Source organism: Pseudomonas sp. PDM31 (genome assembly GCF_019218965.1).
In the GTDB taxonomy this organism is placed as follows: Bacteria; Pseudomonadota; Gammaproteobacteria; order Pseudomonadales; family Pseudomonadaceae; genus Aquipseudomonas.
On record NZ_JAHUWS010000008.1, the window covers coordinates 324,795 to 339,914 of the forward strand.

At 58.0% G+C, this 15,120-nt stretch carries 16 protein-coding genes and 4 tRNA genes; 6 read left to right on the top strand and 14 right to left on the bottom strand.

Annotated elements, in window-relative coordinates; translation table 11 throughout:
* Positions 1–134: 134 nt before the first annotated feature.
* From clpX to KW839_RS17900, 7 genes are all read right to left on the bottom strand, one after another.
* Entirely contained in the window at positions 135–1,418 is a 1,284-nt protein-coding gene (gene clpX / locus KW839_RS17870; RefSeq protein WP_060543423.1) for an ATP-dependent Clp protease ATP-binding subunit ClpX, read from the bottom strand.
* Positions 1,419–1,531: 113 nt separating this feature from the next.
* Positions 1,532–2,167 (bottom strand): ATP-dependent Clp endopeptidase proteolytic subunit ClpP, encoded by a 636-nt coding sequence (gene clpP, locus KW839_RS17875; RefSeq protein ID WP_060543422.1) that lies wholly within the window; start codon positions 2,165–2,167, stop codon positions 1,532–1,534.
* Positions 2,168–2,259: 92 nt separating this feature from the next.
* A complete protein-coding gene (gene tig, locus KW839_RS17880) occupies positions 2,260–3,570 on the bottom strand; it encodes a trigger factor (protein ID WP_060543421.1) in 1,311 nt (436 codons plus the stop codon).
* 401 nt (positions 3,571–3,971) lie between these two features.
* Positions 3,972–4,047: transfer RNA gene (locus KW839_RS17885), tRNA-His, on the bottom strand.
* 78 nt (positions 4,048–4,125) lie between these two features.
* Positions 4,126–4,210: transfer RNA gene (locus tag KW839_RS17890), tRNA-Leu, on the bottom strand.
* A 57-nt stretch (positions 4,211–4,267) separates the two neighbouring features.
* Positions 4,268–4,343 (bottom strand) — tRNA-His (locus KW839_RS17895).
* A 32-nt stretch (positions 4,344–4,375) separates the two neighbouring features.
* Positions 4,376–4,452: transfer RNA gene (locus KW839_RS17900), tRNA-Arg, on the bottom strand.
* A 274-nt stretch (positions 4,453–4,726) separates the two neighbouring features.
* On the opposite strand from KW839_RS17900, the gene folD reads away from it, so the two are divergent.
* Positions 4,727–5,581, top strand: a complete 855-nt coding sequence (gene folD, locus KW839_RS17905) for a bifunctional methylenetetrahydrofolate dehydrogenase/methenyltetrahydrofolate cyclohydrolase FolD (RefSeq protein WP_060543420.1) — start codon at positions 4,727–4,729, stop codon at positions 5,579–5,581.
* Positions 5,582–5,816: 235 nt separating this feature from the next.
* The gene (gene pbpG, locus KW839_RS17910; protein WP_218425063.1) at positions 5,817–6,755 is read left to right on the top strand and encodes a D-alanyl-D-alanine endopeptidase; all 939 of its coding nucleotides are present in this window, start codon (positions 5,817–5,819) and stop codon (positions 6,753–6,755) included.
* A gap of 55 nt (positions 6,756–6,810) precedes the next feature.
* Here pbpG and KW839_RS17915 read toward each other — a convergent pair whose 3' ends face one another.
* The 3 genes from KW839_RS17915 to KW839_RS17925 form a co-directional block, all read right to left on the bottom strand.
* Positions 6,811–7,026: a hypothetical protein gene (locus KW839_RS17915; RefSeq protein WP_060543418.1), complete on the bottom strand. Its 216-nt coding sequence runs from the start codon at positions 7,024–7,026 to the stop codon at positions 6,811–6,813.
* A 28-nt stretch (positions 7,027–7,054) separates the two neighbouring features.
* Entirely contained in the window at positions 7,055–7,261 is a 207-nt protein-coding gene (locus tag KW839_RS17920) for a DUF6021 family protein (RefSeq protein WP_060543417.1), read from the bottom strand.
* Between the two features lie 93 nt (positions 7,262–7,354).
* Entirely contained in the window at positions 7,355–8,026 is a 672-nt protein-coding gene (locus KW839_RS17925; protein ID WP_236707822.1) for a peptidase C39 family protein, read from the bottom strand.
* Between the two features lie 234 nt (positions 8,027–8,260).
* On the opposite strand from KW839_RS17925, the gene KW839_RS17930 reads away from it, so the two are divergent.
* A complete protein-coding gene (locus KW839_RS17930; RefSeq protein ID WP_177336996.1) occupies positions 8,261–8,434 on the top strand; it encodes a hypothetical protein in 174 nt (57 codons plus the stop codon).
* 73 nt (positions 8,435–8,507) lie between these two features.
* Here KW839_RS17930 and KW839_RS17935 read toward each other — a convergent pair whose 3' ends face one another.
* Complete coding sequence (locus KW839_RS17935; RefSeq protein WP_060543416.1) at positions 8,508–9,254, bottom strand: TerC family protein; 747 nt, start codon at positions 9,252–9,254, stop codon at positions 8,508–8,510.
* A 25-nt stretch (positions 9,255–9,279) separates the two neighbouring features.
* On the bottom strand, positions 9,280–9,522 hold the full coding sequence (locus tag KW839_RS17940; RefSeq protein WP_218425064.1) for a hypothetical protein: 243 nt from the start codon (positions 9,520–9,522) through the stop codon (positions 9,280–9,282).
* Between the two features lie 167 nt (positions 9,523–9,689).
* On the opposite strand from KW839_RS17940, the gene nhaR reads away from it, so the two are divergent.
* On the top strand, positions 9,690–10,589 hold the full coding sequence (nhaR, locus tag KW839_RS17945; protein ID WP_060543414.1) for a transcriptional activator NhaR: 900 nt from the start codon (positions 9,690–9,692) through the stop codon (positions 10,587–10,589).
* Between the two features lie 3 nt (positions 10,590–10,592).
* On the opposite strand, the gene KW839_RS17950 is transcribed toward nhaR, so the two are convergent.
* Positions 10,593–11,750: an MFS transporter gene (locus KW839_RS17950; RefSeq protein WP_218425065.1), complete on the bottom strand. Its 1,158-nt coding sequence runs from the start codon at positions 11,748–11,750 to the stop codon at positions 10,593–10,595.
* A 309-nt stretch (positions 11,751–12,059) separates the two neighbouring features.
* Here KW839_RS17950 and sstT point away from each other — a divergent pair, with 309 nt between their 5' ends.
* Entirely contained in the window at positions 12,060–13,292 is a 1,233-nt protein-coding gene (gene sstT, locus KW839_RS17955; protein ID WP_218425066.1) for a serine/threonine transporter SstT, read from the top strand.
* A 114-nt stretch (positions 13,293–13,406) separates the two neighbouring features.
* Here the strand turns inward: sstT and KW839_RS17960 are convergent, their stop codons facing one another.
* Positions 13,407–13,916: a DUF1993 family protein gene (locus KW839_RS17960; RefSeq protein WP_060543411.1), complete on the bottom strand. Its 510-nt coding sequence runs from the start codon at positions 13,914–13,916 to the stop codon at positions 13,407–13,409.
* Between the two features lie 138 nt (positions 13,917–14,054).
* On the opposite strand from KW839_RS17960, the gene KW839_RS17965 reads away from it, so the two are divergent.
* A complete protein-coding gene (locus KW839_RS17965) occupies positions 14,055–14,702 on the top strand; it encodes a YceH family protein (protein WP_060543410.1) in 648 nt (215 codons plus the stop codon).
* Positions 14,703–15,120: the final 418 nt, after the last annotated feature.

Consider the following 15,120-nt stretch of genomic DNA (forward strand, 5'->3'; position numbering starts at 1 on the left):
GATCGCAGCCTGATGAAGTTTGAGAAAATGGTCGGCTGCCAGGCCGCCATCGCTGGCAGGCCAGCTCCCACAAAAGCAAAGGGGCCCGAAGGCCCCTTCTATGTAACGGCTGCTTTGTACCGACTGCGTGACGCTTAAGCGTCTGGCGCGGCCTTGGCAGCAGGCTCACTGTTTTCGTAGATATACAGTGGCTTGGACTTGCCTTCAATTACGCTTTCATCGATCACTACTTTACTCACCTCGGACTGCGAGGGGATTTCATACATAGTGTCGAGCAATACACCTTCGAGAATCGAGCGCAGGCCACGGGCACCGGTTTTACGCTCCAGGGCACGCTTGGCGACCGATTTCAGAGCGTCGGAACGGAATTCCAGATCAACGCCTTCCATCTCGAACAGCTTGGCATATTGCTTGGTCAGGGCATTTTTCGGCTCGGTGAGAATCTGCATCAACGCAGCCTCATCAAGCTCGTCCAGCGTGGCAAGCACCGGCAGACGACCGACGAATTCCGGGATCAGACCGAACTTGACCAGATCGTCAGGTTCGACTTCACGCAGGGACTCGCCCACCTTCTTGCCTTCTTCCTTGCTGCGCACTTCTGCGTTGAAACCGATGCCGCCTTTGGTGGAACGGTTTTGAATGACCTTTTCCAGACCGGAGAACGCACCACCGCAGATGAACAGGATGTTACGGGTGTCGACCTGCAGGAATTCCTGCTGTGGATGCTTGCGACCGCCTTGAGGCGGAACGGAAGCAACCGTGCCTTCGATCAACTTGAGCAGGGCCTGCTGCACGCCTTCACCGGAAACGTCCCGGGTGATGGACGGGTTGTCAGACTTGCGCGAAATCTTGTCGATTTCATCGATGTAGACAATGCCCATCTGGGCCTTTTCCACGTCGTAGTCGCACTTCTGCAGCAGCTTCTGAATGATGTTCTCGACATCCTCACCCACATAACCCGCCTCGGTGAGGGTGGTTGCGTCGGCGATGGTGAACGGAACGTTCAGCAAGCGGGCCAGTGTTTCGGCAAGCAGGGTCTTACCCGAGCCTGTCGGGCCGATCAGCAGGATGTTGCTCTTGCCGAGTTCGACGTCGTCATTCTTTTTGTCACGCTGGTTCAGGCGCTTGTAGTGGTTGTACACCGCTACGGCCAGAACCTTTTTCGCACGCTCCTGACCAATCACATACTGATCGAGGATGCCGCTGATTTCTTTGGGCGAAGGCAATTTATGCGCGTTGCTTTCGGCCTGGGCTTCCTGCACCTCCTCACGGATGATGTCATTGCACAGGTCGACGCACTCGTCGCAGATAAAGACCGAGGGGCCGGCAATCAATTTGCGTACTTCATGCTGGCTTTTGCCACAGAAGGAGCAATAGAGCAGCTTGCCGTTGTCCTCGCCGTTGCGGGTGTCAGTCATTCGTTCGATCCAAATCCGATAGGCTTGCAACACAAGATGAAGGCTATTGCGGGCTTTTTCAAGCCCGCCGCTGATCAGACGCGCCGACCAAGCCTATTTTGAGCTGCTTATTTTTAAGCTGGGCGCTGGTTGATCACTTCGTCGATCAACCCGTATTCCTTCGCAGCCTCTGCACTCATGAAGTTGTCGCGATTGGTATCGCGCTCGATTTCTTCCAGAGTGCGGCCGCTGTGCTTGGCCATCAGCGTGTTGAGACGCTCGCGAATGAAGAGGATTTCCTTGGCATGGATTTCGATATCCGACGCCTGGCCCTGGAAACCGCCCAGTGGCTGGTGAATCATCACGCGCGAGTTCGGCAGGCAGTAACGCTTGCCTTGTGCTCCGGCCGTCAGCAGGAACGCGCCCATGCTGCACGCCTGACCGATACAGGTGGTCGACACGTTTGGCTTGATGAACTGCATGGTGTCGTAGATCGACATGCCCGCTGTCACCGAACCACCCGGGGAGTTGATGTAGAGATGGATGTCCTTGTCCGGGTTTTCCGCTTCAAGGAACAGCAGTTGCGCACAGATCAGGTTGGCCATGTAGTCCTCTACAGGGCCCACCAGAAAGATCACTCGCTCCTTGAGGAGGCGCGAATAGATGTCGTAGGCGCGCTCGCCACGAGCGGACTGCTCGACAACCATCGGGACCAGGCCGCCTGCGGCCTGGATATCAGAGTTCTGCTGAATATAGGAATTACGGAACATGCTCTGCAGTCACTCCCAAATAGTTATGTCTTGAATACGCATAAGCCAGCTCGAGAGCTGGCTTATGGTGTGTGCTTCTAACGCAAAATCAATCAGTCGGCTTGTGGAGCTTCTACCGGCTTGACCGCTTCTTCGTAAGAGACCGATTTGTCGGTCACGCTAGCTTTCTGCAGAACAGTATCCACAACTTGCTCTTCCAGCACAACCGAACGGACTTCGTTCAGTTGCTGGTCGTTTTTGTAGTACCAGGATACAACTTGCTCAGGCTCCTGGTAGGCCGAAGCCATTTCCTGAATCATCTCGCGAACGCGGGCTTCGTCTGGCTTGAGGTCGAATTGCTTGACCACTTCAGCCACGATCAGACCCAGCACCACGCGGCGCTTGGCTTGTTCTTCGAACAGCTCGGCCGGCAGTTGGTCAGGCTTGATGTTGCCACCGAACTGCTGAACAGCCTGCACACGCAGACGGTCAACTTCGTTGGACAGCAGAGCCTTTGGTACTTCGATCGGGTTGGTGGCCAGCAGACCGTCCATTACCTGATTCTTGACCTTGGATTTGATCGCCTGACGCAGTTCGCGCTCCATGTTCTTGCGAACTTCGGTGCGGAAGCCTTCCAGACCGGTTTCCTTGATGCCGAATTGAGCGAAGAATTCTTCGGTCAGTTCTGGCAGTTTTGGCTCGGAAACAGTGTTCACGGTAACGGTGAACTCAGCGGTTTTGCCAGCCAGGTCGAGGTTCTGGTAGTCCTCTGGGAAGGTCAGGTTCAGAACGCGCTCTTCGCCGGCTTTAGCGCCAACCAGACCATCTTCGAAGCCAGGGATCATACGGCCGGAACCCAGAACCAGCTGAGTACCCTTGGCGGAACCACCAGCGAACACTTCACCGTCGACCTTGCCGACGAAATCGATGTTCAGCTGGTCTTCGTTCTGGGCAGCGCGATCGGCCACTTCGAAACGAGTGTTCTGCTTGCGCAGGATTTCCAGCATCTTGTCCAGATCGGCATCGGTCACGTCAGCGCTCAGGCGCTCTACGGTGATACCGTCAAAACCGGCAACGGTGAACTCAGGGAACACTTCGAAAACTGCGACGTATTCCAGATCCTTGCCAGCTTCCAGGGATTTAGGCTCGATCGAAGGCGAACCAGCCGGGTTCAGCTTCTGCTCAACCACAGCTTCATAGAAGGAAGACTGGATCACGTCGCCTACAGCTTCCTGGCGAGCATCAGCACCAAAGCGGCGCTTGATTTCGCTCATTGGCACTTTGCCTGGACGGAAGCCAGCAATCTTGGCCTTTTGGGCGGTCTGCTGCAGACGCTTGTTGACCTGGCTCTCGATGCGCTCAGCCGGCACGGTGACGCTCATGCGGCGCTCAAGAGCAGTAGTATTTTCAACAGAAACTTGCATGGATATTCCTCGTTGCACAGACGTTAGCCGGCCGTTTCCGACCCCAGAATCAAGGGCATGCATTCTAGTGGGTCAAACTCAAGAAGTCACCCTACTGAAAACGGGTAAAAACGCAGCAGGCAATTTATAGGTGCGAATGCACGAATGCACCCCGCTCCCGTGACGAATACAGCCAAAGACGCCAAGGCTCTGCGCCAACCCTTCCTTATATAGAAGCGTTGCCAATCATTTCCCTGACAGCCAGCCCTGCGTGCAAGACCGGCGGGCAGCGCGGCATCATCGAGAAACACAAATACGACGAAACGCCCCACCCTGCGACCCGGAACCCGCGGTCGCCGAAACTCGGACCACCAAAACAAAAAAAGGCGCCAGACTGTTAAATCTGGCGCCTTTTCGAAATATGGGGTGGACGATGGGGATCGAACCCACGACAACGGGAGTCACAATCCCGTGCTCTACCAACTGAGCTACGCCCACCATATTGCGTGACAAAGAAGCCAAACAACTTCTCTGTTGAACCCCAATCCTGTCGCTCGACATGAATGAAGCTTTATTTGGTGCGGATGAAGAGACTCGAACTCTTACGCCTCGCGGCGCTGGAACCTAAATCCAGTGTGTCTACCAATTCCACCACATCCGCGGAGTGAAGCTTTTAAAGCAAAGGCGCCAGACTGTTAATCTGGCGCCTTTCGAAATATGGGGTGGACGATGGGGATCGAACCCACGACAACGGGAGTCACAATCCCGTGCTCTACCAACTGAGCTACGCCCACCATATCGCGCTACTTGTGCCAATGCTGCCTAATGGCGCACCCGGCAGGACTCGAACCTGCGACCATCCGCTTAGAAGGCGGATGCTCTATCCAGCTGAGCTACGGGCGCCTTGTTAGCTGTACCCTTGAAGGACTACAAACTAAGTGCTTTTCAGTTTTGCAGAACCTTGATTCCGCTCAACCTTCTCAACCAGTGCTAGGCTGTGCCCGACAAGTGCGACGAATAGTATAGAGCCCCCCAAAGGCCGTCAAACCTTTTTTAAAAAAAATTCATTTAATTAAAGGGCTTAGGGGAATTTGCAGACCAAGCGCCTTTGCCCTCACCGCATGACATGCGAGAATGCGTTCTCTTTTTTTCCCCTCTCGATGGTTAATCACGCGCAATGACTGCACAACTAATCGACGGCAAATCGATCGCCGCCAGCCTGCGCCAGCAGATCGCCCAACGGGTCAACGAGCGTCGCCAGCAGGGCCTGCGCACGCCTGGCCTTGCGGTGATCCTGGTCGGCAGCGATCCCGCCTCTCAGGTTTATGTCTCGCACAAGCGTAAAGACTGTGAAGAGGTCGGCTTTCTTTCCCAAGCCTATGACCTGCCTTCCGAAACCACTCAGCAAGCGCTCACCGATCTGATTGATCGCCTGAACGACGACCCGGCAATCGACGGCGTCCTGCTTCAGCTTCCGCTGCCTGAACACCTGGACGCATCGAAACTGCTGGAGCGCATTCGTCCAGACAAGGACGTCGACGGTTTCCATCCTTATAACGTCGGTCGCCTGGCCCAGCGCATTCCCCTTCTGCGTCCATGCACCCCTAAAGGCATCATGACCCTGCTGGAAAGCACCGGTGCCGATCTGTACGGCATGAATGCCGTGGTGGTCGGGGCTTCCAACATTGTTGGCCGCCCGATGGCCATGGAACTGTTGCTGGCCGGATGCACCGTGACCGTCACTCACCGCTTCACCAAGGATCTGGCCGGTCACGTCGGCCGTGCCGATCTGGTGGTGGTCGCCGCCGGTAAACCGGGCCTGGTCAAGGGTGAATGGATCAAGGAAGGCGCGATCGTGATCGACGTTGGCATCAACCGCCAGGAAGACGGCAAGCTGGTTGGTGACGTGATTTACGAAACCGCCCTGCCCCGCGCTGGCTGGATCACTCCGGTACCAGGCGGTGTCGGCCCGATGACCCGCGCCTGCCTGCTGGAAAACACGCTGTACGCAGCGGAAACCCTGCACAGCTGAGTCCCGGCGCGTCGATAACCAGCGGTTCAAGGAACCCCGCCAATGGCGGGGTTCTTTTTGTCTGCAACAAAAGCGCGACCATCCGCCGGAAAATGACTTTTTTTCATGTTTTACAGGACTTTCGCCTGCTGCTTGAACAACCATCGACAGTTATTCAGCCATACTCCAGAATGTCGCGCTTTTTACGAAATAGCCCGTTACAAACGGCTTATCAACACTTTATGAGTCTGCCAGCGTGAAAATTCGTCTTTCTATCCTGAGCCTATTTTTTGCAGTCGCAGGGACTTTAATCGCGCCGACCGCCAACGCTGGCGAAACCACAGCGGCGCCTCGAGATACGACACGACTCAAGCTCGCCTCCGGCAGTACGCTGCTGATGGATATGCAGACCAACAAAGTCATTTACGCCAACAATCCGGACGTTGTGGTACCGATCGCGTCCGTCAGCAAGCTGATGACTGGCCTGGTGGTGGTTGAAGCTCGCCAGAACATGGACGAATACATCAGCATCAACATCCGCGACACCCCGGAAATGAAAGGCGTGTATTCGCGGGTCAAGCTCAACAGTGAGATGCCGCGCCGGGAAATGCTGCTGATTGCGCTGATGTCTTCGGAAAACCGTGCCGCCGCGAGCCTGGCTCACCACTACCCGGGTGGTTACGCGGCGTTCATTGCCGCGATGAACGCCAAAGCCAGGGCACTGGGCATGACCAGCACCCATTTCGTCGAGCCGACCGGCCTGTCGCCACGCAACGTGTCCACCGCCCGCGACCTGAGCAAACTGCTGGTCGCCGCTCATAAGCACCCGATGCTGACCGAGCTCAGTACCACCAAGGAAAAAACCGTGTCGTTTCGCAAACCCAACTACAGCCTGGGTTTTCGCAATACCGACCATTTGGTCCGCAAGCCGGACTGGAACATCGAACTGACCAAGACCGGCTTTACCAATCCGGCCGGTCATTGCCTGGTACTGGTCACGCACATGGCTAACCGTCCGGTTGCCCTGGTCATTCTCGATGCCTATGGCAAGTACACGCACTTTGCCGACGCCACACGCATTCGAAACTGGGTCGAAAGTGGTCGCAGCGCGGATGTGCCTTCGGTGGCTTTGCAGTACAAGTCGGACAAGAATCTCAAGCAACGCCAAACCGGCGTTATTGAAGCGTCGAAGTAAAACCGCTATTCCAGTAAACAAAAAGCCCCGAACATTCGGGGCTTTTTCATTTCACTCAGTCATTGGGCAACGGCATCTGATCATCATCCGGGATGCCATCGCCGGCGCTCGGATCGTGCCGACCGTTGGGCCGTTCGGTTGGTGCTACAACAGGACGCGCCAGCGGATCGCGCATCGGACTGTCCGGATCCATCACCGGGTCCACGTCCTGTTCCGGCGTGGTGGGGACGGTTTCCGGACGTTTGTCGTCGAAACTCGAATCGGTAGTCATGCACACCTCCATTGAACCTGGTTTGAACCTAAGGTTTGAGATCACCCAGCGGATCGTAAGGCTTGGCGGGCGCCTTGGAATTGTCGTCCGGCTTCACGTCCCGGGGCGCCTTGGCCGGCCCCGTGGGATCGACCTGAGGGTCGCTGACGTCCGGAGAGTCGGGATCAAACCCCAGGTCATCACCGGAGGAATGCTCGGATGAGTGCGGGCCGTCGGGCGTATTGGAATGAGCCATGGGCGCCTCCTGAATCACGGCCCGAAAAATTTCGGGCCCGTACAGATAAGAGACTGAAAACTACCAGCGGTGCCCGGTGGGTGACGAACGGAGTCAACGGGCAGCGAGCGCCTTTTTCGCTTTGGCGGCCGCCTGTTCCTGCCCGGCCTGAGCCAGATCCTGCGCAGCCTTCAGCCAGCGCTGCTGATCGACCTGAGCCGGAATCTGTGTCGGGTTCTGGATCAACACCGCCCAGCCTCCTGCATCTTTGAACGACGACTCGAAGGCGCTGAAGCTCATCAGCTCGTGGCGATTCATCCCGGCGCGCAGCAGGACAGTCTGTTTCTGGCGGTTGTAACCGGAGAGAATGGCATAACGCGGTTCAGCCCACAGCGCCGAGCCCTCGGTGAAACGAACCATCACCGGATACCCTGCCGCCACCTGGGTCAGCAGGGCCGGCAGTGTGCTGTCGAGGGGATAGACAACCATGCCGTACTCGCGGGCAAGGTTTTGCATGTTCTGTTGCAACTGCGCTTCACCTCCCGGCAAATGCAGGGGTTTGTCGAGCAGACCTGGCGTGATCACGATCCCTTGCTGGGACAACAGGCTGGCCAGCACCTGCGGCCCGCTTTGATAGGCCTCGCCACGGTAGAACCGACCACTGAGCTCGACACGCTCCGGCAGACGCTTGATCTCGGGCGCAACACTGCCGGCGCACCCGGCGAGGCTCGCGATGCAGCCGGCAATCAGTGCCGTCGAAACAACTCGTGAAAACACCCTTGCCATCATCACTCCCTTGTTCAGGTTCCAGGCAAACACAGGCCCGGCTTGACCGCGATCATAGGGTGCCACGCCCCGGCGGTATAGCCTCAAGCACCAGTTAAGTGAATTCGATAGAGCGAACTGGTTGATCACAGTCGACCTTCGGTCAATAGCCTGAAATACAGCAAGGACTAGACTGTCATCTGAAGAGAGCGATAAGCGAAGAGTACGCTGCCGCGGGGCAAAGAGGAGGCACTGATGAGCCTGGTGATGATCATTGCAATGTTGGTTTGCGGCTGGTTGGCCGTGGCCGCCGCCATGTTGTGGGGCGTGCTGCGCATTGCCCGTCGGCACCACCATCATCCCCCTGCTCAACCGGCGCCTCTGGTGAAAACCGAAGAGTCGTCCGCCCGACATGCCAACGCCCACTGAGCACCCCCCCTGTAAACCAAAACGGCCGCCTGCACTCCATGGAGTTCAGGCGGCCGTTTCTGTTCGGTGAGGATCAAGCCTGGGCGGTAAGCCGCTTCTGCCTGTTTCTGCGCATCATGTTCAACACTTCGATCGCCGCCGAGAATGTCATCGCCGCATACACATAACCTTTCGGTACATGGGCGCCGAAGCCTTCGGCAATCAGGGTCATGCCGATCATGATCAAAAAGCCCAGGGCCAGCATCACCACCGTCGGGTTTTCGTTGATGAACTTGGCCAGGGGATCAGCCGCCAGCAACATCACCAGTACCGACACCACCACCGCGATGATCATGATAGGCAAGTGCTCGGTCATGCCGACAGCGGTGATGATGCTGTCGATGGAGAACACCATGTCCAGCAGCAGGATCTGCCCGATCGCTGCGGCAAAACCCAGGGTCACGGTCGAAGTGGCCGATTTCGGATCTTCCGGTGCCGGGTCCATGCTGTGATGGATTTCAGTGGTCGCCTTCCACAACAGGAACAGACCACCGGCGATCAGGATCATGTCCTTCCAGGAAAACGCGTGGCCGAGAATTTCGATCACCGGCGCAGTCAACTGAACAATGAAAGCGATGGTGCTAAGCAGGCCCAAACGCAGGATCAGCGCCATGCCGATACCGATGCGTCGTGCCTTCTGCCGATTCTGCAGGGGCAGTTTGTTGGTCAGGATCGAGATAAAGATCAGGTTATCGATCCCGAGGACGATCTCCATCACCACCAGGGTGGCCAGGGCGACCCAGGCAGTAGGGCTTGCAGCAAGTTCTAAAAGGTATTCCATGGGTCAGTCCTGACTCGTTTAACGTTTAGATTTCCTGGGATGTGGATTCAGCTTTTTCCGCATCTTTTTCCGCTGGCTCTTTCTTGGTGATCAAGCCACCAGTGGCATCGCTGAGCGCTTGCTCGGCAGCCTTGTGGGTGTCGTCGATCGCCTGTTTGGCGCTTTCGGCAGCCTTGCCCATCAACTGTTGAGCGCTTTTCTCGGCCTGGTCGCAACCGGCCAGTAGCAGTAAAGACGTAAACAACAGCGCCGTGGTTTTAAGCTTCATGATGCTTTCCTCGATAGAACGAACAGGCCCAACCGATGGCCCGTTGATAGCGAAGCATTCTAGGGGGAGTGATACTTCAGGAAAATTCGTATTTTTACCGAGTATACTTCGGTTTTTACGAACACCTTTCAAATGACATGCTGGGCTTTTAAAACGCGGGGATATGTATGTTGAATTACCGGCAGTTGCACTATTTCTGGGTCGTGGCCAAAACCGGCAGCATTGTCCGCGCCTGCGAGCAACTGAACCTGACCCCGCAAACCATCAGCGGGCAGATTTCGCTGCTGGAGCAGACCTATGGCATCGAGCTGTTTCGCCGGGTCGGCCGGCAGCTTGAACTGACGGAAGCCGGGCGCCAGACCCTGCCCTACGCCGAGCAAATGTTTCAACTGGGTGGCGAGCTGGAGCTGATGTTGCGGGCTCAACCCAATGAACAGCAGATTCTGTTCCGTGTCGGCGTGGCCGACGTGGTGCCCAAGTCCATCGTCTATCGCCTGATCGCGCCGACCATGGAGCTGAGCGAGCCGCTGCGCATCACCTGCCGCGAAGACAAACTGGAGCGTCTGCTCGCCGACCTGGCAATCCAGCGCCTGGACCTGGTGATTTCCGACAGCCCGATGCCGTCCCACCTGGATATCAAAGGCTACAGCCAGAAACTCGGCGAATGCGGGATCAGCTTCTTTGCCACCGCGCAACTGGCAGCACGCTACGGCGAGGATTTCCCGCGCAATCTGCACGGCGCGCCCTTACTGATTCCCGGCCCGGAAACCGTGGTGCGCAACCGCTTGCAGCGCTGGTTCGCCGACCAGCAGATCCAGCCGCAGATCGTCGGCGAGTTCGACGACAGCGCGTTGATGCAGGCCTTCGGGCAGTCCGGCAGCGGAATCTTCATCGGGCCGAGCGTGATTGCCGATGAAGTGAAACGCCAGTGTGGCGTCGAGGTGATCGGCCAGACCGACGCGGTGAGCGAGTCGTTCTACGCCATTTCGGTGGAGCGCAAGGTCAAGCACCCGGGTATTGTCGCCATTACCGAAGGTGCCCGACGCGAACTGTTTACCGCAATATGACGCTTAGGCGCAGACCTCACGGGGTTTGAAGGTCATCAGCGCCATTGCCAGCAGAATCGAGGCCAGGATGAATCCGGCAGCCGCGAAGCCCAGTCCTTGCAGGCCGACGCTGTCGATCACCCGACCGCCGATCATCGCGCCCAGGCCAATGCCGAGGTTGGCCCCGGCAATGTTCAGCGAAGCGGCAAACGCCGGTGCCTCGGGCGCAGCTTTCATCAGGCGCACATGGCTGACCAGGAACAACGCGGCCTGGGTCACGCCCCAGATACCCATGGCTGCGGCCAGTCCGAGGGGCGAATGAATGTTCGGCACCAGTGTCACCAGGCCGGCAATCATGAATGCACAGAACATCATCGAAGCTATTAGCGGATGGCGATCCACCGCGCGCCCGCCCAGGGAGTTGCCGATCAACCCCACCGCACCGAAGCCCATCAGGCACCAGCCGACCAGGGTACCGTTAAAGCCGGCCAGACGCTCGAGGATGTCAGCCAGGTAGGTGTAAGCGGTGAACATGCCGCTGAACACCACCACCGACAGCAATACATGACCCTGCATCAAAGGACTGCGCAGGATCTTGAACTGCGAAATGAAGCTGACCTGATGCTGATGCAGGCTGGTTTTCGGCAGGTAGATAAACAGCAGTAACGCCTTGGCAAACGCGATGAGTGCCAACAGGCCGAAAGCGCTTCGCCAGCCGAACGCATCGGAGATCAGTGTGCCCACCGGAATGCCGAACACCGTGGCACAGACGATGCCGAAGCCGATTTTGGCGATGGCGCGCCCGGCGTAGTCCGGCCCGACAATGTCCACCGCCGTTTCACTGGCCAGCGCCCAGAACACTGGCAGCCCCAGCGCAGGAACCAACCGGGCGAACGCCATTACCCAGATATTCGGCGCCAGCGCGGCCAGGGTATTGGCCAGGCCGAACAGGATCAGCACCGAAATGAACAGCTTGCGCCGCTCGAAACGGGCGAAATACGCGGTGAGGAACGGGCCGAACGCGGCAACGGTGAAGGCAAACAGGGTCACCAGCAGACCGGCCTGCGGGATGCTGACATCCAGGTCCCGGGCGATGGCCGGCAACAGGCCGACAATGATGAATTCCGTGGTCAGCACCGTGAAACCGGCGGCAGACAACAGAAGGATGGGCAACAACCGCATGCAAAACTCCAGAAAACAACAACAGCAGTGATAGCCCGAAGGCCCACTGGCAGACATGAAAATGAGGATGGCGAAGCTTAACAGAGTGACCGCAAAGGCGGTTGCACGAACCTGCAAAAAGCGCTGATGCCTGAGCGGCACTTCGTCACAGGCCTGAAGGATCGGTCCTACGCTGTGATAAAATCCGCGCCCTGAAAAACGTACACCCTGTATTCCACCTCTCGGTTTCCCGCCCGCGGCCTGCCCTTTTTGTGCTGCAAACCTGCGAAAACCCTGCATTTTAAAAAAAACATCAGAGATGCCGTTTTTATGAGCGCTTCATCCTCCTCGCTATTGCAACGCCTGAAACGCACCAGCCTGGTCACGCAAATCGTTATCGGCCTGATCGCCGGTATTGCCCTGGCCCTGTTTGCGCCTGAGATAGCCAAATCCAGTGCATTCATCGGCAAGGTCTTCGTCTGCGCCCTGAAAGCAGTCGCACCGATCCTCGTATTTGTGCTGGTCATGGCCTCGATCGCCAACCACAAGCACGGCCAGGAAACCCATATCCGCCCGATCCTGTTCCTGTATCTGCTGGGTACCTTCGCTGCGGCCGTGGTAGCAGTGGTTGCCAGCATGATGTTCCCGTCGAGCCTGGCGCTTTCCACCCACGACGTCGCGGTGACAGCGCCGGGCGGTATCGGCGAAGTCCTGCAAAGCCTGCTGTTGAGCGTTGTGGATAACCCGGTCAGTGCACTGATGAACGCCAACTTCATCGGCATCCTCGCCTGGGCAATCGGCATGGGCATTGCCATTCGCCACGCCGGCGACACCACCCGTGAGGTGCTGGGTGATCTGTCCAACGGCGTGACCCTGATCGTTCGCCTGGTGATTCGCTTCGCCCCACTGGGCATCTTCGGCCTGGTGGCCTCGACCCTGGCCACCTCGGGCTTCGGCGCGTTGATCGGTTACGCGCACCTGCTGGCAGTACTGCTGGGCTGCATGCTGTTCGTGGCGCTGGTGATGAACCCGGCCATCGTGTTCTGGAAGCTGCGTCGCAACCCTTATCCGCTGGTGCTGACCTGCCTGCGCGAGAGTGGCATCACCGCGTTCTTCACCCGCAGTTCGGCCGCGAACATTCCGGTCAACCTGGAGTTGAGCAAGCGACTGGGCCTGCACGAAGACACCTACTCGGTATCGATCCCGCTGGGCGCGACCATCAACATGGCTGGCGCTGCAATCACCATCACCGTGCTGACCCTCGCGGCCGTGCACACTCTGGGCATTGCCGTGGATATTCCGACGGCCATTCTGCTTAGCGTCGTTGCGGCGATCTGCGCCTGCGGCGCGTCGGGCGTGGCGGGTGGTTCGTTGTTGCTGATTCCGCTGGCGTGCAGCCTGTTCGGCATTCCGAGCGAGATCGCCATGCAGGTGGTGGCGGTTGGTTTCATTATTGGTGTGTTGCAGGACTCGGCGGAGACGGCGTTGAACTCGTCCACCGATGTGCTGTTCACCGCGGCGGCTTGCCTGGGTGAAGAAGAGAAAGCCGAACGCCTGGCCTGATCCAAAATCCTTTGTGGGAGCGAGCAGGCTCCCACAGGGTCCGCCGTTTAGAAGACCATTATGAAAAAGCCCCCGCAACCTCAGGCTGCGGGGGCTTTTTTGCGTCTGGACGGTTTAGATCGCGCCCATGTAATCGCGCTTGCCCACTTCCACACCGTTATGACGCAGCAGTGCGTAAGTGGTGGTGACGTGGAAGAAGAACTGCGGCAGGCCGTAGGTCAGCAGGTAGGACTGGCCAGAGAAGCGCTTCTCTTTCGGGGTACCCGGACGGGTCACGATTTCGATGCCTTCCTTGCCGTTGATCTGCTCCGGCGTGAACTCGCCGATGAAGGCCAGGACCTTGGCGATCAGCGCTTGCAGTTCGGCGAAGGTGGTTTCAGTGTCGTCGTACTTCGGTAGCTCGACTTCGGCCAGGCGCGCGGAAACACCCTTGGCGAAATCAACGGCGATCTGCACCTGACGCACCAGCGGGAACATGTCCGGGTATAGGCGAGCCTGCAGGAAAGCGTTCGGGTCGATGTTCTTGGCGGTGGCGTGGGCTTCGGCTTTTTTCAGCACGTCACTGAGGGCGTTCAGCATTTGCTTGAAAACAGGGACGGAAGCGTCGTACAGGGAAATGGTCATGGCAGTCTCGTGAAGTGGCAGGTGGGAAACGTGGACCGATTATAGCCATGCCCGCCCCTCCTGCGGCTTGTCTTTTATCCAGCAAGGATTAGGCTAGGCGGCTTCGACGGCATGCTTCAACGGCATAGGGAAAGCGCGATGAGCACAGAACAAGAACAGACCTTCGACGAGCCGCGGCTCAACAGCACGGAAATCCGCATTCTCGGCTCGTTGATCGAGAAGCAGGCCACCAGTCCGGAAACCTATCCGCTGACCCTCAATGCCCTGGTGATCGCCTGCAACCAGAAAACCAGTCGCGAACCAGTGATGAACCTGACCCAGGGCCAGGTCGGCCAGAGCCTGCGCGCCCTCGAAGGCCGTGGTTTCACCCGGCTGGTGATGGGTAGCCGCGCCGATCGCTGGGAACACAAGGTCGACAAGGCACTGGAACTGGTGCCGGCACAGGTGATTCTGACGGGGCTGTTGTTCCTGCGCGGTCCGCAGACGGTCAACGAACTGCTCACACGCAGTGGTCGCATGCATGAGTTCGAAGACACTGAACAGGTTGTGCATCAGCTGGAGCGCTTGATCGCTCGTGGTCTGGCACTGTTGATCCCGCGTCAGGCCGGTCAGCGTGAAGACCGCTACATGCACGCACTGGGCGATCCGGCGGATATCGAGGCGATTCTTGCAGCGCGGCAGAACCCGGTAGAACGTGGCGGTGGCAGCGGTGTTTCGGTTGAACGGATCGAAGAGCTTGAGGCGCGGATTGCGGCGCTCGAGGAGCGTCTGTCGCGGCTTGAATAAAGCGACCTGGCCGAGGCATTGGTGCTGGCTGTACCGGCGCCATCGCTGGCAAGCCAGCTTGTAAGAGCGAGCATGCTCGCGAAAAACCTGAGAACGCCGGGGGGTGTCAGGCTTCCCGCGTCAGCGTTGACGACCATCGCGAGCGTGCTCGCTCCTACAGTTTGATCTTCTGCGAATGCGAGGCCTGTAGCCGCCACAGATCCCTTGTAGGAGCGAGCATGCTCGCGAAAAACCTGAGAGCGCCGGGGGGTGTCAGGCTTCCCGCGTCAGCGTTCACGACCATCGCGAGCATGCTCGCTCCTACAGTTTGATCTTCTGCGAATGCGAGGCCTGTAGCCGCCACAGATCCCTTGTAGGAGCGAGCATGCTCGCGAAAAACCTGAGAGCGCCGGGGGGTGTCAGGCTTCCCGCGTCAGCG